Source organism: Marinitoga sp. 38H-ov (assembly GCF_011057715.1).
In the GTDB taxonomy this organism is placed as follows: Bacteria; Thermotogota; Thermotogae; order Petrotogales; family Petrotogaceae; genus Marinitoga.
In genome coordinates this window covers 20946-42877 of record NZ_LNGH01000004.1, presented here as the reverse complement: position 1 = coordinate 42877, position 21932 = coordinate 20946, and the positions used below count along the sequence as shown (strand labels likewise).

Annotated in this window: 23 protein-coding genes and 1 pseudogene; 7 read left to right on the top strand and 17 right to left on the bottom strand. The window is 24.5% G+C overall.

Annotated elements, in window-relative coordinates; genetic code table 11:
• A pseudogene (locus AS160_RS01355) lies at positions 1-269 on the top strand (hypothetical protein); the annotation flags it as partial.
• 713 nt (positions 270-982) lie between these two features.
• Here the strand turns inward: AS160_RS01355 and AS160_RS11440 are convergent.
• Positions 983-1114 carry a hypothetical protein gene (locus AS160_RS11440; protein ID WP_277601259.1) on the bottom strand — a complete coding sequence of 44 codons (132 nt, stop codon included), beginning with the start codon at positions 1112-1114 and terminating at the stop codon, positions 983-985.
• A 294-nt stretch (positions 1115-1408) separates the two neighbouring features.
• Here AS160_RS11440 and AS160_RS01350 point away from each other — a divergent pair, with 294 nt between their 5' ends.
• A complete protein-coding gene (locus tag AS160_RS01350) occupies positions 1409-3010 on the top strand; it encodes a hypothetical protein (RefSeq protein WP_165144188.1) in 1602 nt (533 codons plus the stop codon).
• Between the two features lie 635 nt (positions 3011-3645).
• Here AS160_RS01350 and AS160_RS01345 read toward each other — a convergent pair.
• Positions 3646-4347: a class I SAM-dependent methyltransferase gene (locus AS160_RS01345; RefSeq protein ID WP_165144187.1), complete on the bottom strand. Its 702-nt coding sequence runs from the start codon at positions 4345-4347 to the stop codon at positions 3646-3648.
• Positions 4348-4423: 76 nt separating this feature from the next.
• Between AS160_RS01345 and AS160_RS01340 the strand changes: the two genes are divergently transcribed.
• Together AS160_RS01340 and AS160_RS01335 are read left to right on the top strand one after the other, a co-directional pair.
• Positions 4424-5122: a DNA alkylation repair protein gene (locus tag AS160_RS01340; protein WP_206528026.1), complete on the top strand. Its 699-nt coding sequence runs from the start codon at positions 4424-4426 to the stop codon at positions 5120-5122.
• Positions 5123-5140: 18 nt separating this feature from the next.
• Positions 5141-6031, top strand: coding sequence for a phosphoesterase (locus AS160_RS01335; RefSeq protein WP_165144186.1), 891 nt, complete (start codon positions 5141-5143; stop codon positions 6029-6031).
• Between the two features lie 13 nt (positions 6032-6044).
• Here AS160_RS01335 and AS160_RS01330 read toward each other — a convergent pair whose 3' ends face one another.
• On the bottom strand, positions 6045-6245 hold the full coding sequence (locus AS160_RS01330; protein ID WP_165144185.1) for a uracil-DNA glycosylase: 201 nt from the start codon (positions 6243-6245) through the stop codon (positions 6045-6047).
• Positions 6246-6304: 59 nt separating this feature from the next.
• Between AS160_RS01330 and AS160_RS01325 the strand changes: the two genes are divergently transcribed.
• Positions 6305-7210 carry an MBL fold metallo-hydrolase gene (locus AS160_RS01325; protein ID WP_165144184.1) on the top strand — a complete coding sequence of 302 codons (906 nt, stop codon included), beginning with the start codon at positions 6305-6307 and terminating at the stop codon, positions 7208-7210.
• Here the strand turns inward: AS160_RS01325 and AS160_RS11435 are convergent.
• Genes AS160_RS11435 through AS160_RS01310 form a run of 4 tightly spaced genes read right to left on the bottom strand, consistent with a single transcriptional unit; the run spans position 7205 to position 8233 of the window.
• A complete protein-coding gene (locus AS160_RS11435) occupies positions 7205-7333 on the bottom strand; it encodes a methyltransferase type 11 (protein WP_165144183.1) in 129 nt (42 codons plus the stop codon). The two genes, AS160_RS01325 and AS160_RS11435, sit on opposite strands and share 6 nt — an antisense overlap.
• A gap of 5 nt (positions 7334-7338) precedes the next feature.
• Positions 7339-7467, bottom strand: a complete 129-nt coding sequence (locus tag AS160_RS11430; RefSeq protein WP_277601257.1) for a hypothetical protein — start codon at positions 7465-7467, stop codon at positions 7339-7341.
• Positions 7449-7787: a class I SAM-dependent methyltransferase gene (locus tag AS160_RS01315; RefSeq protein WP_277601260.1), complete on the bottom strand. Its 339-nt coding sequence runs from the start codon at positions 7785-7787 to the stop codon at positions 7449-7451. The genes AS160_RS11430 and AS160_RS01315 overlap by 19 nt, the downstream gene beginning before the upstream one ends.
• Before the next feature lie 29 nt (positions 7788-7816).
• Positions 7817-8233, bottom strand: coding sequence for a DUF1801 domain-containing protein (locus AS160_RS01310; RefSeq protein ID WP_165144181.1), 417 nt, complete (start codon positions 8231-8233; stop codon positions 7817-7819).
• 131 nt (positions 8234-8364) lie between these two features.
• Here AS160_RS01310 and AS160_RS01305 point away from each other — a divergent pair, with 131 nt between their 5' ends.
• Complete coding sequence (locus tag AS160_RS01305; protein ID WP_165144180.1) at positions 8365-9558, top strand: FprA family A-type flavoprotein; 1194 nt, start codon at positions 8365-8367, stop codon at positions 9556-9558.
• A 131-nt stretch (positions 9559-9689) separates the two neighbouring features.
• Here the strand turns inward: AS160_RS01305 and AS160_RS01295 are convergent, their stop codons facing one another.
• Positions 9690-10220, bottom strand: coding sequence for a 4Fe-4S binding protein (locus AS160_RS01295; RefSeq protein ID WP_165144179.1), 531 nt, complete (start codon positions 10218-10220; stop codon positions 9690-9692).
• 206 nt (positions 10221-10426) lie between these two features.
• On the opposite strand from AS160_RS01295, the gene AS160_RS01290 reads away from it, so the two are divergent.
• Positions 10427-10723 (top strand): hypothetical protein, encoded by a 297-nt coding sequence (locus tag AS160_RS01290; protein ID WP_165144178.1) that lies wholly within the window; start codon positions 10427-10429, stop codon positions 10721-10723.
• 42 nt (positions 10724-10765) lie between these two features.
• Here AS160_RS01290 and AS160_RS01285 read toward each other — a convergent pair whose 3' ends face one another.
• From AS160_RS01285 to AS160_RS01245, 9 genes are all read right to left on the bottom strand, one after another.
• Positions 10766-11863 carry an ABC transporter ATP-binding protein gene (locus AS160_RS01285; protein ID WP_165144177.1) on the bottom strand — a complete coding sequence of 366 codons (1098 nt, stop codon included), beginning with the start codon at positions 11861-11863 and terminating at the stop codon, positions 10766-10768.
• Between the two features lie 11 nt (positions 11864-11874).
• Positions 11875-14073 (bottom strand): iron ABC transporter permease, encoded by a 2199-nt coding sequence (locus AS160_RS01280; protein ID WP_165144176.1) that lies wholly within the window; start codon positions 14071-14073, stop codon positions 11875-11877.
• A 50-nt stretch (positions 14074-14123) separates the two neighbouring features.
• Entirely contained in the window at positions 14124-15116 is a 993-nt protein-coding gene (locus AS160_RS01275; RefSeq protein ID WP_165144175.1) for an ABC transporter substrate-binding protein, read from the bottom strand.
• Positions 15117-15144: 28 nt separating this feature from the next.
• Positions 15145-16218 (bottom strand): ABC transporter ATP-binding protein, encoded by a 1074-nt coding sequence (locus AS160_RS01270; protein ID WP_165144174.1) that lies wholly within the window; start codon positions 16216-16218, stop codon positions 15145-15147.
• A gap of 14 nt (positions 16219-16232) precedes the next feature.
• Positions 16233-17924, bottom strand: a complete 1692-nt coding sequence (locus AS160_RS01265) for an iron ABC transporter permease (RefSeq protein ID WP_165144173.1) — start codon at positions 17922-17924, stop codon at positions 16233-16235.
• A 40-nt stretch (positions 17925-17964) separates the two neighbouring features.
• A complete protein-coding gene (locus AS160_RS01260; RefSeq protein ID WP_165144172.1) occupies positions 17965-18948 on the bottom strand; it encodes an ABC transporter substrate-binding protein in 984 nt (327 codons plus the stop codon).
• 115 nt (positions 18949-19063) lie between these two features.
• Positions 19064-19828, bottom strand: coding sequence for a DUF3919 family protein (locus tag AS160_RS01255; RefSeq protein WP_165144171.1), 765 nt, complete (start codon positions 19826-19828; stop codon positions 19064-19066).
• Complete coding sequence (locus AS160_RS01250) at positions 19825-21228, bottom strand: HAMP domain-containing sensor histidine kinase (protein WP_165144170.1); 1404 nt, start codon at positions 21226-21228, stop codon at positions 19825-19827. The genes AS160_RS01255 and AS160_RS01250 overlap by 4 nt, the downstream gene beginning before the upstream one ends.
• Positions 21218-21898 (bottom strand): response regulator transcription factor, encoded by a 681-nt coding sequence (locus AS160_RS01245; RefSeq protein ID WP_165144169.1) that lies wholly within the window; start codon positions 21896-21898, stop codon positions 21218-21220. Before AS160_RS01245 ends, AS160_RS01250 begins: the two co-directional genes overlap by 11 nt.
• Between the last annotated feature and the right edge of the window lie 34 nt (positions 21899-21932).

Genomic DNA, 21932 nt, shown 5'->3' with positions numbered 1-21932 from the left:
AAAAACTGATAATCACAAAAATTTATCCAAAAAAGGTAATAAATAGATACTATCTATATCAAGCAGCTTCTTATGCTATTAGATATGATCCTGTTCTTAAATCTTATTACAAAAAGAAAAGAGATCAAGGTAAATCTCACAAAGCTGCTGTTGTTTTGACTGCCAGAAAACTAGTTAGAAGTATTTACTATATGCTTAATACATCATATAATCCTATTGAATTATCTCTTCCTTCTAAAAACGTAGTGTTTTTGAAGGATGATGAGTAAAAGATAATATCAATAATAGCTAACTAAACAGTTTAATAATTCAATTTTTGCACTCTGTGCATAATATTTGTTTTACTCTTTTTTATTCTAAATACTCTCTATTTTAATTCTTTATTAATTTTTATTGTTTTTTTATTTTCCTCTTGACTTAATACCGGAGACTTTAATATTATTTATAATATTTTTAGTTTTTAAAGAATTCTATAAAATACTTATTTATCAACACCATAGAAGCACCTTCATAAAAATCATCTTATATAAATATTAGAAAGTGCTTCATTTGTCTTTTATCAAACACAAAAATTTGTTATAATTTTTATTACCATACAACACCACAAACAACTATTGCACTTTGACAAAAAGAACATAGCAATAACGGCGTGCTACTTTTATTTACGGAATAAAAACCTTTTAACATATATACACCTCCTCTCTATTTCAATTGTTATAGTATCTTTCGAAATTCCAAAAGCATTTGTTTATCAAATGTTTACTCATTCTGAAAAAAGCCTTTATCTTCCTGGTATACAACTATTTTAGTTAAATATTAATTTAATTGGAATCTGGTTTCGAAGATACTATAAAATAATTTGAAATTTTAGTTTATAGAACTTATAATTTTATAAAAATTCATGTGCTATAATTTAACTATATCCCCAGAATAATTGAATATAATATCTTTTTTGATATGCCATTCATGAGTTATTTTTTAATTATTCAGAAAATTCAGATTGAATTTTAGGGTTTATAGAATCAGTGGAGTAAATATCGTCATTATTTTCGTCACTAAAAATAATTATAGAAAACAAAAACATTATCAATATTAACAATATGATTTTTTTCACTTTTTCACCTCCACAATTTTTATTTTAGCAATGAAATTTTGTGGTTTTATTAAACAAAATCTAAAATAAAAATCCGCTATTTATCAATACTTTAGAAACCGAGTTTTTTTTAATTTTTAATTAATTCGTTTTCTTTTACAGTTATGTAATATTTTTTGTATTTCTCTTATATTAATAAATTCAAAAAATTTTTCATGTTTTTTCATTTTGGATTTTTCCTTGATTTTTAGTTTTAATTCATTTTGGATTCTTGTGAAACGTTTATGTTAATAAAATCATACAAGGTGATTAAAAATGGATGCAATTTCTTTAAAAAAAATTATTAGTATTGTTGAATACGGTAAATATTCTCTTCCTATCCTTAATTATATTATGGGAATTTTAGATAAAAAAAGTCATTTAAATTTATATATTGAATTATTAAAAGCTAAATGGAAAAATAAACATAATCTTGCTCTTAAATATGCAAATATTATTATTTCAACAACAACAACAACAATACTAAAAGAACTTACAAGATTCGAAAAGATAAAAATTCTTATTATTCTAGATAAAAGAGATTACGCTAAAAAAGAGTACTTTTATTTGAAAAAAAATTTTTCTCTTATTCCAGAGTATGCTAGAAATTTAATTCTTCCAGGTTTAAAACATTTAATTTCCATTTATAATGATGATTTAGGTGATATAAATATATGCAGCAATAAATATAATAAAAGTTATGTTCAGATGTCATTATTGAAATATTCTGAAGCAAGGAAGTTTAGAGATGAAAAGAAATATGATGAAGCATATAAGAAAGCTATTGAAGGATATATTTTAGCTAAAGAATTTTCTCATCCTACAATGATGTGTTCTGGATTAAATAATGCTGCGTGGTGGGTAAAAAATATTGATAAAAAGAAATCATTATATATAGCGAATTTGTTAGAATATTATCTTGGTTATTATTTTGAAGATTTACAAAAAATGTATAATCAATTTGATACTATTTTTGAGATTTATTTTATGAACAATAATATAGGAATTTTTGATATAACTGACAATATTTATAAATTACATAATAAATATCCTGATTTTAAGATTGGTAATAAATTCAACAAATTTATTTTTATTGATAATATAAAAACTTACGAATTAACAAAAAATTTGAATGATTTTATATCAAAAAAAATTCAAAAAGAATGTTATCATTCATCAAAAAAATCCTCTGAATTAAAAAAGATTATTGATGATTATAATCTTTCATTTAATTCTAATTATCCTTTTGCTATAAATAATGAAATTTATAAGATTCATCTTAAAAATAATTTCAACAATAATATAGCAAAATTCAAAACAATTGCAAGAAATAAAATTCCTAAATTATTTTTCTCAACATATACAGCATTAATAGAAAAACCATATTTTACAAAGAGTCGTATTTTAAGATTGATTTTTGAAGGAGATAAAGATAAAATCATTAAATACTTTTCAAGGGATTATGAGAAGATGTATTTTTTTAACTTAATGCTTTCTGAATTTGAGGTTAAAGAAATTGAGAAAAGGATAATGAATCCTGATGATTTTGAAGAGATAAAATCTGATGTATCTCCATTTTTCGTATCAAGAAAAAAACTCATCACTGAGCTTTTTAAAAATGTGAGGAATTTTAAGGAATTTATTCTTCATTATTTTGAGCTCAGTGATGAGGAAATGAGGATATTTGATGTGTTTTTGAGAAATTGTGTTCGTTATGATATTAAATGGCCTATTACTCCTTATCCTAAAGGCAAAATCAAAAATTTTGCAATTAAATACGGTCTTGGTTATAAACGCGTCGCTTTAGGATATTACTCTTTTGAAGATAATGAACGAGAACTTTTTGATTCTATTATTGAAAAATTTTTGAGTGTATAAAAATTAAAATAACCCTGGCCAGTTTAAACTGCCAGAGTATTATTTTTTTATTTTCATTATTATGCTTCGATTATATCATATATTATATTATATATTGTATATACTTTCCATATCTTTCGGAGTAAATAAGAATAAATCATTATTAGAATTTTTCATATTTATCAGTTTGTATATAAAACCATTTTTGGAAAAAATCACATATTTTTTCTACTTTCAATATTTATATATTAATCTTAATTTATCAAAGTACTAATATCAACTTTTTTATTAGTTCATTTACATTCTCAATTTTTTTTGATAAATAAAAATTTTTCTTTAGAAATGATTTCATATATAGTGAATTCATTTATATATATCATTAAGTTAGTTTGTGGAATTTTGAGAAATAAAATATATGTTCAGAATAAAATTCTCTATCTTTAAGCATTATAAGCAAATCCTTTAATGAAAAAACTCCATCTTTTTATCAGTGAAAATTTTTTATCTTCCAACATATGATCTACAATTATTAGTTTTGTATTATTCTTATTTTCATTCAATGAGTTTTGAAATGCATATATTATTTCTTGGTTTATGAAGATATGGAAGGATTAAAAACATTTAATATAAGATTATTTTAAAAATTTTCATACGGTTTAAAAAGCTCTTTTTATTGTTTTAAATATTATAAAATGAGGTTTTTTATTTAATTTTTTATAATTTTTCTCATCTTCTTCTTTAAATTTATAGATTGGTTTAGGCTCGATAATTCTTTCAATTAAAAAATTATTATTATATAAACTATTAGAAATAGTATCAAATGATCTATGATAAAAATAAACAGGAACTTTATTAATAACATCTTCAAGTAGAATATCTTCAAAGTAATTCTCTAAACTAAAATATAGGTATGTCATAATTGGATGATGAATAGAAAATATTAGTTTCCCATTGGGTTTTAATATTCTACTTAATTCCTTTAAAGTAAAATCTAAATCTCTTACATAATGTAAAGTTAATGAAGATATTATTAGATCAAAATAATTATTTTCAAAAGAAAGTTTTTCATTTAAATTTTCTAATAATACTTTAGCTTTATCCACAACTCTATTTTTAGTATATTCAACCATTTTTTCTGAAAAATCTATAGCAAATACCTCTTTTGCTTTATTATTTATGAGCCATTCAGTATAAAAACCTGCTCCACATCCTGCATCTAATACTACTAAATCTTTAATAGTATCAATAGCTTTTATCATTGCAGGTCTTTCATAATAAGCGTTAAAAGTTTTTGTGTCAACATCTTTTGCATAATGAACAGCTAATTTATCATAACTAACTTTTAATTTTTTTTCCATAATATTCCCCTTTCTTATTTTTCTATATTATATCATTTTATATGATATAATATATTTAATAAAATGGAGGGATAATATGAGTGATTTGTTACAAAATATTATAAAAGAAATGGAAGAAAATTATAATGAAAAAAAAGCTAAAGGAAATTATAAATTCTATCAAACTCATCCTGGTGGTTATGGAGAGGGCGATGAATTTTTAGGTTTAACAGTCCCCTTTCAAAGAAAAATAGCTAAGAAATACAAAAATATGCCTTTGGAAGACGTAGAAAAACTTTTACAATCAAAATATCATGAACACAGATTAACCGCTTTATTTATTTTAATTCAAAACTTTAAAAACAAAAAAGAAGAAGTTATTGAAATTTATTTAAGGAATTTAGAAAGAGTTAATAATTGGGATTTAGTAGATTCTTCAGCGCCTTATTTACTTGGACCATATTTAGAAAATAAAGATAGAAGTATATTATATGATCTAGCTAAATCAAATAATTTGTGGAAACAAAGAATAGCTATTATATCTACATTTTATTTTATAAAAAACAATGATTTTAATGACTCTTTAAAAATTAGCGAAATTTTATTAAATCATAATCATGATTTAATTCATAAAGCTGTTGGATGGATGTTACGTGAGATTGGTAAAAGAAATAAAAAAGTCGAAGATGAATTTTTAAAAAAATATTATAAAACTATGCCTAGAACAATGTTAAGATATGCTATTGAAAAATATCCTGAAGAGGAAAGACAAAAAATTTTAAAAGGGATATGGTAATTTTCATAGGAGATAATAATGAACATTTTTGATATTAAAAATTATATTAAAGGAAAGAATGTTCTTCATACAACTCATATTTTATCTGATTGTGATGGAATTGCCTCAGTTTTTTGGGGAATGAATATTTTTGGTGGAGATTATTATATACCTTTTCCGGAGTTACGAACTGGTGAAGGATTGCTAGAATATCTTAAATTAATTCCTGAAAAAGAAATTAATTTTAATTTGTATGATGTGTATTTTATTTATGATACTTCAAATTATGAAGATGTTGAATTTTTAAATTTTGAAAATAAAGAATATATTGTTTTTGACCATCATGGAAGAGTAGATAAAGAATTTATTGCAAACTCAGTTTATTCATATATAAACAAATCAAGCGCAAATGTTATTAATTTATATGAACTTTCTATAAAAAATCTTATATCATTAAAAGATAAAATATTATTATCTTTTGCAATTGGATTATATACTGATACTTTAATGTTAAGAACTGCAAGGGAAAAAGAATTTTTTTATTTTTCTAAATTTATCAGAAATTATAAGCTTGAAGATATTATAAATATTATTTATACAAAAAAAATCAATCAATATGATTTTTTAGATTCATTAAAAGATCTAAAATTTTATAAAATTAACGATTTGTTGGTTTCAGTGTGTAATTTTAAAAATGTAAATCAGTATCAAATTTTTTTAGATGGATTATTTGATGTGTTAGGAATAGATATTTCTGTTGGCATACTACCTCAAGGAATAAAAATACAAGTAAAAAAAGCATATGTACAAAAAATATATCACAGAATATTAATTCCATTTCAAAAAAAAATGAATATAAAAAAAATCCACGGAATATGGTTGGATTTTTTTGATTATAAATTAGTATTAAGTGAATTAAGAAACTATTAGATTGGATAAAAAATTAATGATTTTTTAAAGTCATATCCAAAGTTCCATCTGGTAACATCCAATCCTCATGATATATTCCTTGTTCTTCTTTTTGATATCTAATACATTTTTTCCAATTGCTTTTACAATAGCTATCTATCCACTTTTTACTAATCAACCTTTTTTCATAATATTTTTTCATTGGACATATAAAAAACCATTTGCATTCCTTCATAATAACACCCGCTACTTTTAAGATATGATATTCATAATTTACTTTTTAGGAGGAATATTATGGAATTTAAAAATATTACCAAAAATGTTTTTTATATCAAAGATAATACCAATATAGGAGTTATAAAAATTAATGAAAATAATGACGTGTTAATAATAGATACTGGTAGTGATAGTTCTAAAGGAAGACGAATAGTTAAAAAACTAAAAGAAAATGGATATACAGTAAAATATATCATTAACACACATATGCATGCAGATCATATTGGTGGAAATAATTATATTCAAAAAAATTGCCCTGATGTAAAAATATTTTCATTTAGATCTGAAATTAGTTTTATTGAAAATCCATTATTTATGCCGTATTTATTATATTCTGGTGCTTATCCAATTAAAGAATTAAGAAATAAATTTTTATTAGCCGAGCCATCAAAAGTTACAGATATAATAAGTGATGAAGAAAAAGAAATAAATATAGAAAACAATAATATTAAACTAATACCTCTTAATGGACATACTGAATTTCATAAAGGAATTTTATTTGATAATGTATTATTTTGTGGAGATTCATTAATATCAGAAGAATTATTAGAAAAACATAAAATACCAGTTAATATAAATATAAGAAATACAAAAAAAACATTATTAAAACTTATTGAATCTAATTATTCTTATTATGTTCCTTCACATGGTGATTTACTAGAAAATATTGTTAGCTTAGCGAAAACTAATCTTGATAGAATTATAGAAATAGAAAATAAAATTTTAGATTATATTATTAAAGAACATTCTACAGAAGAATTAATTACCTATTTATTATATTCTTATGGAATAGAAATTAAAAATGCAACATTATATTATTTATACAATACGACAATACTAGCTTTTTTAAGTTATTTAAAAGAAGAAAATAAAATTGATATAACTTATAATAAAAATAAAATATTATGGAAAGCTATATTATAGTTTTCTGCATATGTAGAATACATATCCATAATATTCAGAATATTTTTCATACGTTTTTATTTCTAACAATATTTCATTTACTATATTATCAAAATTAGAATTGTTATTATATTTCTTTTTCAAAAATTTTATCCTTGATCTTTAATTATTTTTTTATTTTCATTAATATGCCTAATTTCGGGATAGTTTTTTCTCCAGTATTCAATTATTTCTTTAGGTTTATCCCTTTTTAACCAGCTTAAATGAGATACAGCCATATATCCGCCTTTTTTAAATATTTTTTATACTTTTTAAACCCATTTTCAACCCCCATTATATATATTGCTCCCTCAGACCATACAATATCCAAATATTCTTTTTCAAATTCTAAATTTTTCATATCTCCTTGAAGAGTAATAATATTTTTTATATTCATTAAATCTATTTTCCTTTTAAGTTTTTCTAAATATTGATTATAGTAATCAACAGCATATTTAATTCCTTCTGACAATTCTGATAATACTATTGTTTGATTTCCAGATCCACATCCCAAATCTAATATTTTGGGCTTTTTTACATTATTAATAGTTGAATATATTTTTTTGTATAAAAATATCTAAAAAAAATTCATTCATTTTTTTGCTCCTTAGACCATTCGACAGCTTCTAATAATGCTATTTTTAAAATATCTAAATCTAAATTATTTGCTTTTTTAAATCTTACACAACTTTTTCCTATATTAACCTTTCCAATTTTCTTCCCATATAATTCAGGTATTGTTTTTCCTTCTCTCCAAACTGTAATATATAGGCTTATATTATTTTTTTGTGGAGTTAGCCCTATTAATGGAAACATTCCATCATAACCTTTAGTTTTATATGGAACTTCTCCATATGCTAACATGTTTATACTGCTTGATACATATAAATATCTTTTTATTTTTGGTAAAACACTCATTATATAATTATCTAAAAAGATAATATCATCTTTTCTATCGCCACATTTTTCAATAAATTCATTAATATTTTTAGCTTCTATTTTCATCATCTCACCTCAATTAATTATATCATGGTATAATAAAATTAAAGGATTTTAACTTTATTTTTATTCTTTTTTTCACATTATATGGTATAATTATATTAAATTTGAAATTAATACAAATTAGGAGGGATATTATGGACAATATTTTAAACATTACAGATTCAGTATATTATGTAGGGGTTAATGACAGGGATACTCATTTATTTGAAAATATGTGGCCTTTACCTAAAGGAGTTTCTTATAACTCATATATTATTAAAGATGAAAAAACTGTATTATTTGACACAGTAAAAACTACAAAAACACACATATTTTTAGATAAAATAGATAAAATTTTAGAAGGTAAAAAATTAGATTACTTAGTTATTAATCATATGGAACCAGATCATTCTGGATCAATAGCTGAAATTTTAAGAGCATATCCAGAAATAAAAATAGTAGGAAATAAAAAAACTTTTGAATTTTTATATGCTTTATATGGAATTGATACAAACTTATATGAAGTAAAAGATGGTGATGAATTAGATTTAGGGAAACACAAATTAAAATTCTATTTAACACCTATGGTGCATTGGCCAGAAACAATGATGACATATGATGAAACTGAAAAGATATTATTTGCAGGAGATGCTTTTGGCGGATTTGGAACTTTAGATGGTGGAGTTTTTGATGACGAAGTTGATATTGAATACTATGAAAATGAAATAAGAAGATATTATTCTAATATTGTTGGTAAATTTGGACCAATGGTACAAAGAGCTATGGCAAAATTATCTGGATTAGAAATAAATATTATTGCTTCAACACATGGACCTGTATGGAGAACAAATCCTGGTAGAATTATTTCATTATATGATAAATGGAGCAAATATGAAACAGAAGAAGGAGTAGTTATTGCATATGGTTCTATGTATGGAAACACAGAAAAGATGGCCGACTTTATAGCAAGATGTTTAGCAGATGAAGGTATTAAAAATATAAGAATAATGAATTCTTCTGAAGTACACGAATCGTTTATTATCAATGAAATTTGGAGATTTAAAGGTGTTTTATTAGGTACAAATACTTATAATAATGGAATTTTCCCAAGAATGGAAAATTTAATTATAAATTTAGAACACAAAGGTATTAAAAATAGAGTATTTGGAGTATTTGGAACATATGGTTGGAGCGGTGGCGGAGTAAAAGGAATTGTAGACTATATTAAGAAAAATAATTGGGAAATGGTTTGTGACCCTGTTGAAGTACAATTCTCTGCTCATGAAGAACACTATGAAAAATTGAGACAATTAGCTAAAGAAATGGCAAAAAGAGTTAAAGAAAATTAATAATAACGCCTTGCTAAAAAAGCAAGGCGTTATTATTATTAATTGTTATTATTATTAATTATTTATTTTTTAATGAAATAGCATTTACTGGACAGACTCTTTGGCATTCAAAACACATTAAGCATTCTTCATTAATAATTTTTCTTTTTTTTATTACTTAATGTAATAATAGTATTATTAGGGCAAACTTCTTGACATAATCCACAACCAATGCATTTGTCTATTTTTAATTTTATTGGAGAACCTTTTTCACATATATTTAGCAATGTTCTATATGGACATAATTTCTTATGCCAAAACGTCTCTTCAAAAAATAATGTTATTATTGTTGCAATGCCAATAACATATAATAAAATATTCAATTTTATCTTTAATATTTTAGTTGTAATAAATAAAGCTATAAAAGCAAAAAGAAGTATATATCTGAGTATATTAGATTCCAGAAATTTTGGAATTTTAATTCTTTTTATATTAATTTTATTATATATAAAGTTTATAGGTTTAAATACTGTATTAATTGGACATATCCATCCACAATAAAATCTTCCTATTAAAGGAGAAAGTAAAAGTACAGTGATAAATACAAATATCCATTTTATTAAACTATGATTTTTTAATAGTATAAAAAACAATATAAAAAATAATATATCAGATATGTACATAAAAATAGTTTTTACAGTCGTCTTTTTCTTTATAATAAATACCACCTTTTTATTATACTAATTCTATAATATTATACTAAAATAAATAATATAAATACGTGACTAAAATCACACACTATTTCTAAGTATATTTTAAGTTAATTCTAAGGAATTTTTAAGATAAGTTTATTATTATTAAGTTAGAAATAATACATGGAGGTGGATATATGAATAATTTAGAAAACAATATAACTTTAAGTAAGTACAATAAAAAACTTGAAGTTATTACAGGATCAATTGAGAAAATAGAAGATATAAATAATTCTAAATATATGAAATATGTATATGTAAAAGATGATTGTAATAACATTTATAAAACCATGATAAATATAAGACATACTGGGAATTTAAATATAAAAAATAAAATAACAATAGAGGGTGTAGCTATAAAATTTTTTGATTATTATAAGCTTATTTCATACAAGATATATTATAATAAAAGAAAATTTTCAATAAGGTATTAAAATAAAAATGGGTATTAGAATCTAATACCCATGTGTAAAAAATTATTCCTCGTTTTTTAAAATCTTGCATAATTCCGGAACAATATCAATTGATACTTCTTGACCTTCATCAAAAACTTTTTTTAAACTAGGATTATCTATTTGAACCATTATTTCACCAAATTCAGTTTCAATAAATGATTCTACTGAATTTCCTAAATATACATTTATTTTAACTCTTCCATTTATTAATCCTTCTTTAGAATCTTTTAATACCAATGATTCCGGTCTTGCCATTAAAACATTTCCTTTTCCTATTTCTATATTTGATTCAAATTTAGGTATTTCTAATATTTTACCTCTAAAAACAGCTATACATTTATCTTCCAAAATATCTTTAACCTCGACATCAAAAAATGCAACTTTCCCAACAAAACCAGCTACAAATTTTGAATTAGGATTTTCATAAATATCGTTAGGGGTGCCTATTTGAACAATTTTCCCATCTTTCATAACTATTATTCTATCTGATAAACTCATTGCTTCAACCCTATCATGAGTAACATAAATGGCAGTTATACCTAAAGATTTTTGAATTCTTCTTATTTCTATTCTCATTTGCTCTCTCAATAATGCATCCAAATTAGATAATGGTTCATCTAGCAATAATATTGATGGTTCTACTATTATAGATCTAGCTAATGCAACTCTTTGTTGCTGTCCCCCAGACAACCTTGAAGGAGCTCTATTTGCTAAATCTTTCAACCCTACCATTTCTAAAGTGTTTAAGACTTTTTTTCCTATTTCTTCTTTAGATATTTTTCTTAATTTCAATCCATAGGCCACATTATCAAACACCGTCATATGTGGAAATAGTCCATAACTTTGAAAAACAGTTGCTGTATCTCTTTTGTTAGGAGGAAGATAAGTTATATCATCATTTCCAATATATATTTTACCTTTAGTTGGTAATTCAAATCCTGCTACCATTCTTAAAGTTGTAGTTTTTCCACATCCTGATGGACCTAATAATGTAATTAATTCTCCTGGCTTTATTTCAAAATTAGAATTATTTACTGCAATTACTTCTGTATTATATTTTTTGTCATAAAATATCTTAGTAACATTTTCTAATCTTAAAGATACTTGTTTTTTTGTCATAATTCCACCTCTCATTGAGAAACTGATTTTTCTAATGTTTCACTTTCTTTAACTAATAATCTCATTAATCCAAAAGCAGCTAACACAATTATTATTAAAGTAGTAGCTAATACACTTGCTAAGCCAAATCTTAAATTTTCAGAGAAATTATATATTAAAACTGTTATATGATACCATTTTGCTGATATAAGGAAAATAACAGCACTAACAGCAGTCATTGATCTAACAAAAGTATAGGATAAACTAGATATAAAAGCTGGTCTTAATAAAGGTAATACAATAGTTTTAAATACCGTTGGAGCATCAGCACCTAAATCTTGTGCTGCTTCTTCTATGGAAGGATCTATTTGTCTTAAAGCTGCAACCCCTCCTTCAACACCAACTGGTAATTCTCTAATAATATAGTTTATTACAATAATAGCCCCCGTACCTACTAAAATTAATGGAGCTTTATTAAAAGCTAAAATATAACTAATACCTATTAAAGTACCTGGTATTGCAAATGGTGCCATTATTAATATTTCAAATAATCTTTTCCCGCTAAATTTCTTTCTAACCAATATTAATGCTGTCATCATAGCTAATATTCCAGCAATAGGAGTAGCTGCAGATGCTAATGTTACAGTATCCATTATTGCATCTTTACCTCTTTGAAGTGCTTCAGTTATATTTTCTAAAGTAAATGTATAATCAATACCCCAATTTCTTACAAAACATCCAGCTACAATTGTTCCATATAATGAAATTAAAAATATAATAATCAAAACTATTAAAGAAACCAATATTGTTTTAACTGGTTTAGAAACTAATTCCGTAATTCTTGGAGAAGGTTTTCCTGTAACTGTCACAAATGATTTTTTTGAAACCCAAAATCTTTGTACTAAAAAAGCAGTGATTGTAGGCAATAATAATAATATTGATAGTGCCGCACCATTACCTAATCTATTCATTCCAGTAACTTCAAGATAAGCTTCAACTGATAACACTCTGTAATTCCCAGACAATATCAATGGATTAGCAAAGTCTGCTAATGAATTAGTAAATACTAATAACCATGCACTTAAAATCCCTGGCATAGATAAAGGTAATGTTACTTTTAAAAATGTCTCTAATTTTGATGCATTTAAATCTAAAGACGCATCCTCAAGAGTGGAGTCAATTGAATGTAATACACCAACCATAGTTAAATAAGCTATTGGAAACATCCCTATAGTTTGTACTAATGTTAAACCACCCAACCCATATATACTAAAATTTTCTAGTCCAAGTATTTTTTTTGTTATTAAACCATTATTCCCAAAAAGTAATAATATAGATAAAGTTAATGAAAATGGAGGAGAAATAACTGGTAATGTTGCCATGGTACTAAAAATTTTTTTTCCTTTGATTCCAGTTCTTGCTAAAACAAATGCAAATAAAAATCCTACTAAAGTTGATAATGTTGCGGTTGAAATTCCTAGTTTAATACTTCCCCAAAATGCATTTAAATATTGTTTAGTTGTTAATATTTTTTTCCATATATCCAATGAAAATTCTCCATTTTTTATAAAAGTTAATCTTACTGCTTCAAATAATGGATAAGCAGTAAAAATAGCTACTATTACAAAAATACCTAAAATTATAAAGTTCATTACTGGATCTCTAGAGAAGTTTATAATTCCATATAGTAATATAAATATTATTATTACTGCATACATAAAAATATTTACTATTCTATAAAATTCCATATATTTATCCATTTTAAAGAAAAGTACCCCTACACCTAAAACATCATATTCATCACTTAATATAGGAGCAAAAATAATTCTATATTTAGAATTATTTATAATATAATCACTTTTTGAAAAATAGAATTCACTATATACTGCACTTTCAATACCTTTTTGAAAATCTTTTGATTTTAGATTATTATTAAAAAAATTATATATATTTTCTTCATTAAAATAATCTGTTGTTTCAAAAAAACCTGGAAGTCCATTAATATATATTATTTTTAGATTTTCATTTTCTTTTTCATATTTTTTAATCCATTTATTATAATCAAAATTACTTTTAGGAATAGATCTAGAAATTATCTGACTTGTCTTCAAAAGGTTTTCATTTAAAACTTCATTATATGAAGTTTTAATATTTGAAAAAATCCAAAAATCTAATACAGAAACTAATAATAATAATATAAAAAAATATATAACTTTCTTTTTTGTAAACATTTTTTCAACTCCCGTTTCTAATTTAAGGCGGCTAAAAGCCGCCTAAAAAATTATCTTGCACCTATTTCTTTATTCCATCTTTCAACTAATCTTTCTCTATTAGCTGCATCCCAAACGAAATCTTGATTAACTATTCTTAATTCTTCAATATTTAATGGTGCTTTATCTTTAGGAGCAATTTTTGACACAGGTAATACAAACCATTTTGAAATCATTTCTTGAGCTTCTCTTTGTAACATCCAATTGTATAATTTTTTTGCATTAACAGGATTTGGACCATTTTTTACTAATGACATTGAGGCTAATTCATATCCTGTACCTTCCATGGGAACTGTAACTTTCAAAGGTGCTCCATTTGCAATTAATTTGAACATATCATGTGCGTACCCTATAGCAAAAGGAATTTCTCCTATAGCAGCTTGTTTCCCACCAGCAGAACCTGATTTAGTATATTGGTCTATACTTTCATCTAATTGATGTAAGAACGTAAATGTTAATTCTTCATCTTCATGGAACATGTGAAGAACTGTTGTGATAACATTATATGCAGTACCTGAAGTATTTGGATTTGCAACTCTTACTAAACCTGCATATTTTGAATCAATAATATCAAACCAACCTTTTGGTGCTTCTAAACCTAATTCTTTTGCTCTATCTTCATTTGTTGCAAATGCTAAAACGCCAACATATAATCCAATCCAATAGTTTTCTGGATCTCTAAATTGTGCAGGAGTATTTGCTGCTAAAGGTGATTTATATGGAGTTGTTAATCCTTTTTGTTTTGCTTCAACATGACCTAAACCAACGCCTCCAACCCAAATAGAAGCTTGTGGATTTTCTCTTTCTGCTTCTAATCTAGCAACTGTTTCACCTGTTGATAATCTTACCCATTCTACTTTAATTCCTGTTTCTTGTTCAAATCTATCAAATAATTCTTTTGCAAGTGGTTCTTCTAATGTTGTATATGCCTTTACAACCTCACCTGCTGAAAATGCAAAAATACCTATCAACAACAATGTTACTAAAAATGCCAACTTTTTCATACTTACACCCCCATAATATAAAATGAACTTATTTTTTAATAATCCAAGAAGCTTTTTCACTAAAATACAATTTAATGTTTTCACCTTGATTAGGTATTCTATTTTCTATAGGATTATACATAACTCCATTAATTAGATAATTATTATTTAACCTCACTTCATATTCAACATGAGATCCTAAAAATGCTGTTTTTTCAATAATCCCAGAAATGCAATTTTTCTTTTCATTATATCCAAGAGATTCTGGCCTAACTACAAGTAAAACTTCATCATTCAATTTCATATCCATATTGCTTTTTCCATAAAATTTACTATTTAGTTCTTCATTAAAAATAGTAATATTCTCTTCATTTATTTCTACAACTTTTCCTTCAATAAAATTAACTCTACCAATAAAATCTGCTACAAACTTATTCTGTGGTTTTGCATATATTTCAAATGGTGTTCCTACTTGCATTATTTCACCTTTATTCATTACTACAATAATATCTGAAATACTCATTGCTTCTATTTGATCATGGGTTACATAAACACTTGTTATATTTAACTCTTTTTGAATTCTTCTAATTTCTGTTCTCATAGATTCTCTCAATTTTGCATCTAAATTAGATAAAGGTTCATCAAATAATAACACTTTAGGTTCCATTACCAAACTTCTTGCTAAAGCAACTCTTTGTTGCTGCCCACCAGAAATTTGATCTGGCCTTCTATTTTCCATTCCTTCTAATCCAGTTAAACTAATTATTTTTCTTACCTTTTCTTCAATAAAATTTTTTGGTATTTTTTTCAATTTCAATCCAAATTCTATATTTTCCTTAATAGTCATATGTGGAAATAATGCATAACTTTGAAACATCATAGATATATCACGTTTATTAGGAGGATCATTAGTAATATCTTTTCCTTCCAATAATATTTGTCCATTTGTTGGAGTTTCAAATCCTGCTATCATTCTAAGCGTTGTAGTTTTCCCACAACCCGAAGGGCCTAAAAATGTAACTAATTTACCTTTTTCAATATTTAAAGAAAAATCTTTTACCGCTACTGTATCTGTGTTTTCACTTTTAAAAATTTTATATATATTTTTTAGTTGCAAACTCATACAAACCACCATTCCTATTCAGAATCGTAATTATTATTTACTAAAGATATTTTATTTTTCAAGAATATTTTTAAAATAAATACAAAAGCTAATATTAATATTATTAAAACAACAGAAAAGGCACATGCTTCTGATAATCTCCCTGAATCTGTCTGACTTAAAATCTGTACTGTCATTAAATTCCAATTAGCAGATACTAAGAATATAGCAGCACTAATAGCCGTCATAGCTCTAACAAAAGAATATACTAAAGCAGAAAAAAAGGCCGGAACTATTAATGGTAAAGTAATTTTACTAAATACAGTCTTATCATCAGCGCCTAATGTATATGCCGCTTCTTCAATGGCAGGGTCAATTTGATTTAGTAATGCTATTCCACTTTGAATACCTACAGGTATATATCTAAAAATAAAATTTAATACCAATATTGCAAAAGTTCCTGTTAATAACAAGGGCTTTTCATTAAATGCTAAAATATATCCTATACCTACTACAGTTCCAGGAACAGAAAAATTTAACAACGATACAAATTCAAGTGTTTTTTTACCAGGAAAAGTCTTTCTTACAATTAAAAATGCTATAATCATACCTAAAACTGCAGATGCTGGAGTTGATGTTAATGCAATTGTCAATGTATCTTTTATAGCTTCTTTTCCAACATCAAAAACATATTTAAAGTTTTCTAATGTAAATTCATTATTCATTCCCCATAGTTTGGTAAATGCTCCCCAGAATATAATTACATATATTAATAATATAAATAGGGAAATTATTAATACCAAAGAAAATAAAAACCATTTTGCAAATTTATTAACGCTTTTCAATTGAGATGTATTAGGCTTACCAGTAATGGTAATATATTTTTTCTTTCCAATCCAATATTTTTGAATAATAAAAGCTATCAATGAAGGTAATAATAACCAAACAGCTAAAGCTGCACCACTTTTTAAATTAAACATACCTGTTATTTGCAAGTATGCTTGTACAGATAAAACTGGAAATCTAGAGCCTGCTAAAATCAATGGATTACCAAAATCTGCTAGAGATTCAATAAATAAAACTAACATTGTGCTAGCAATACCCGGTACAGATAATGGCAGTATAATTTTTGTAAACACCTGCCACCTTGAAGCTTTTAAATTAAAAGCAGCATCTTCAAGCGTTGGAGATATTGTTGATATTACTCCATCTAAAGTAATAAAAGCTACTGGGAAAAAAGTTATTACTTGAGCGATCATTAATCCCCATAGTCCATATATAGGAAAACTTCTTATACCAAATAATTTTGCTGTAAGAAGACCATTAAATCCAAATAACATTATTATAGACATAGCACCTATAAACGGAGGGAAAACCATTGGAATTATTGCAATTGTTCTAAAAAAACTTTTAAATGGTATATTTGCTCTATTTAATGTATATGCGTATAAAAAGCCTACAAAAGTACCTATAACAGCTGTTAATGTAGCTATTAAAATACTATTTTTGAATCCTTGTTTCATATAATCATTTGACAATATTTCCTTATAGACATCTAAAGAAAATTTATTCTCTGAATTTGTAAAACTAATTAAAAATACTTTGTATAATGGAAAAATAATAAATATAAATAAGGAAATAAATATTAATATGAGGAGTATTAATAAGGATGGGGTTTTCAATAATTTTTTAAATTTATTAGAAAATTCTTTATTTGATATCTCCATTTTTATTCCTCCAAAAAAAGGGGGATAATCCCCCTTCCTATTATTTAACTGGTAAAACTTCTTTTATCCATCTATCAACTAATCTCTTTTTATTTTGAGCTGCCCAATTTTCATCAACAGTAATTAATTTAATTGTTGATAATGGTTGTAATGTCCCAAAATCAACATCTGATCTTACTGGATAGAAGAATGTCTTTTCATCAACAATTACTTGTTGTCCTTTTTTAGATAATAACCAATCAACTAATACTTTTGCTTCATATTTGTTCTTTGCACCTTTTACAATAGAAACACATGCTGATTCGTATGGAACGCCTTCTACAGGAAATACTACTTCTACAGGATATCCTTGTTCTTTAAATTGGAAAAATGCAGGAGTAAATTGAATACCTATTCCAGCTTGACCAGGCCCAACTGCTTTTGATGGTCCTGTACCACTTTGTGTATATGCTTGTACATTTTTAGCTAATTTTTTTAAGTAATCAAAAGCTCCATCTTCGCCATATATATTTAATAATCCTATCATAAATGCATATGCAGTACCTGAAGTTTGTGGGCTTGGATATTGAATCATATTTTTATATTCTGGTTTTAATAAATCCATCCAACTTTTTGGCATATCAACTTTAAGTTGTTCTAAAACTTTTAAGTTAACACCTACACCTAATGGATTCATATAGAAAGCATGATAAAAACCATCTATATCATAGAAATTAGGAGAAATACCATATACACTAGTTGTTTTATATGACTCAGTTAAACCATTTTTTTTTGCTATAATATGATTTGGCATAGGAGCTCCAAACCATACATCTGCTTGAGGGTTGCCTTTTTCAGCTTCTAATCTAGCTAAAGCTGGTCCAGAAGATAAGAAAACGTATTTTACTTGAATACCTGTTTCTTTTGAAAAAGCATTTAAAATTTTTCTTGCGTTTGCTTCATCAACACTACTATAAATAATCAATTCTGAAAATGAAATAACTAATGCCAATAACATCAATGAAATTAACAAAATCTTTTTCATTTCAATACCCCTCATATAAAATTTAGTTACATTATTATAATAATAGAGAAATGAATTGAAATTTCATCAGAAATGTATTAGGAATGTAACGATAAATGATATACAAATAGAGGCATTAAAATGAAGTTCTTAAAAAAGGTAAGATGTCTCCTCTTTGAAGGTATAAGAAGTTGTTTAAATAATATACAGAAAAATAGTTTTCATCAAATACATTTATTGCTATAAATTCTACATCATCACTTAGTATTTTTATTGTATATAGAATTTCACTCGCTAAAATCCTTCCAATTTCCTCTGGAGAATTTATGAAAGTTGATTTTTGTAAGATATTATATAAATTATTTATCATATTGGATTCTTTTAAATGTACTCCATTATTTTGGTTAAAAATAATTATTTTATTATTTTGATTTATTAAAGCTTTAGATATATTTTCTAGTGAAAATATTTTTTTCATTAGTTTTTCTTTAACATATATTATTTCTTCATCATTACCAGATCCGTATGTTAAATTATTTATAATTAAATCATTTGAAATTTCATAATGAGTTTTCATACCATCAAGAAAATATATATATCCATATATTAATGGTTTACTAGAATTAGTTGAAATAACATTATATTTAGGTAAATCAATTATTTTTTTCCAAATATCAATTATTTCTGCTGGATTACTTAAAACGTATGTAGGTAAATAATTTGCCATGACTTCTATTTTAACAGGTGTTGAAGATGTATATTTTTTCATTAATTCTTCATTATCTTTAATAAAAAATACCTTATTGTAGTCTTTATTATTCAAATATATTCCAACTAATATCAAACCAGCCGAAAATAATATTAAAATAATTAAATATATTTTCAATCTATCTTTTATCATATTTTTTCTCCTTCATATAGTTTGATAATAAATTTAGAGCCTTTATTTATTTCAGATTCTACCAATATCTCTCCATTATGATTTTTAACAATTTCTTGAGATATACATAATCCTAAACCATTATTTTTTCTCCCTTTAGCTGAGAAAAATGGTTTAAATATATCATTAGTATTTTCTATACCTATTCCGTTATCTTCTATCACTAAAAAATAATAATTTTCTGATATTTCTGAATAAATATGCAATTCAGTACATTTACTATGTTTTATAGCATTATCTAAAATATTTAAAACTACTTCTTTTATTTTCTCATAATCAAAAAATAATGTTTTTGATTGTATATTAGTATATATTTCAATATTAAATTTTTCTAGACGTGGTTTTAAAATACTCAAACATTCATCAACTAAATTTTTAATATTGTATTCTCCATACTCAAATTTAAAAGAGTTTTTGTTTATTTTAGATAAATACAATAACTCTTCTACTAATTTTAATAATCTATTACCTTCATTGATTATATGTTTTATAGATACTTCTTTATCCTTTTCAGATTTTAACCTTCTCAATAATTCAACATGCCCTAAAATAGAGGTAATAGGAGTTTTAAATTCATGAGTCATATTGTCAATAAAAACTTTTTGTCTTTCTTTTTCCTCTTTTAAAGATTTAATATAATGTTCTATTTTATCAATCATTATATTAAATGAGTTTACTAAAGAATTTATATCGTCATTACTTTTTATATTTATTCTATTAGTGAAATTCCCTTTAGAAATAATTTCAGTTTCTTTTTTTAATTTGTTTATAGGTATAATTATTGAATTAGATAATATGTAATTTAAAATAATGATTAATAATATTGATATTATTCCTATTATTAATAAAGTGTTTCTAACATTATATATTAATTGATATTCATTGTCCATAGGATATATAAACCGAATTGCTCCTATTACGCTATTTTGAAAAAATATAGGACTTGAGAAAAATAGTATGATCTTATTATTATCCTTTTTTAAAATATAATTTTTCATACTATTTATTGCATAATGAATATCTTGATATACATAATATTTTGTTTTAGGATTAGTATTTGCTAAAATATTCTTTCTTATATCATATATTTCAATATGTAAATTATATTTTTGTGATAAATAATCTGAAATAAAAGGAGACATTCTTTCTAGTTCTTCAAAAATATTTTCGTATTTATACCCTTTTAAAACATTCATAAAATATATTTGACTTTCTTGGCTATATTCAGTCATTTTTTTTAAAGTATTATTTAATATATTTTTTTGAAAAGAGTTTAAGGTAATAAAGAAAATCAATATAAGTAGAATTAATGTGGTTGAAATATTTAATATTAGAATTTCGTTTCTAATATTATTCTTCATCGGGCACCTCTAATATATACCCTATTCCATATATTGATTTTATATATTTACCACATTCTCCCATTTTTTTCCTTAATCTTTGAATTGTCATATCCAAAGCTCTTGTATCTATATTTTCGTCATATCCCCATATTTTTTCCAATAAAACATCTCTAGATAATACTTGTTTGTGATTATTTATTAATAGTTCCATTAATTCAAATTCGTTTTTAGTCAAATACACTTCTTTATCATTAACAAAAAATTTCCTAGTGTTTTTATCTAAATACATTGAACCAACAATATTTTTATTTAAAGTTATATTAGATTTTTTCATTCTTCTAATTATATTTCTAATTCTTAAAATTAATTCCTTACTATCAAATGGTTTTGTAATATAATCATCTGCACCTAGTTCTAAACCCAATAATTTATCATTTTGATTATTTTTTGCAGTTAAAATAATTATTGGAATTTTATAATTCATACTCTGTAATTCCTTTAAAACTTCAAATCCATCTTTATCTGGCAACATTAAATCTAAAATAACTAGTTCTGGGTTTTCTTTTTTGAATAATTCTATGCCATCATTACCATTTTCAGCAGTAATGACATCAAAGTTTTCTAATATTAAATTCATTCTAATTAAATCTCTAATACTTTCTTCATCTTCAATAATTAATATTTTCATATTATCACCAACTTCTATATTTTAATATATTTAA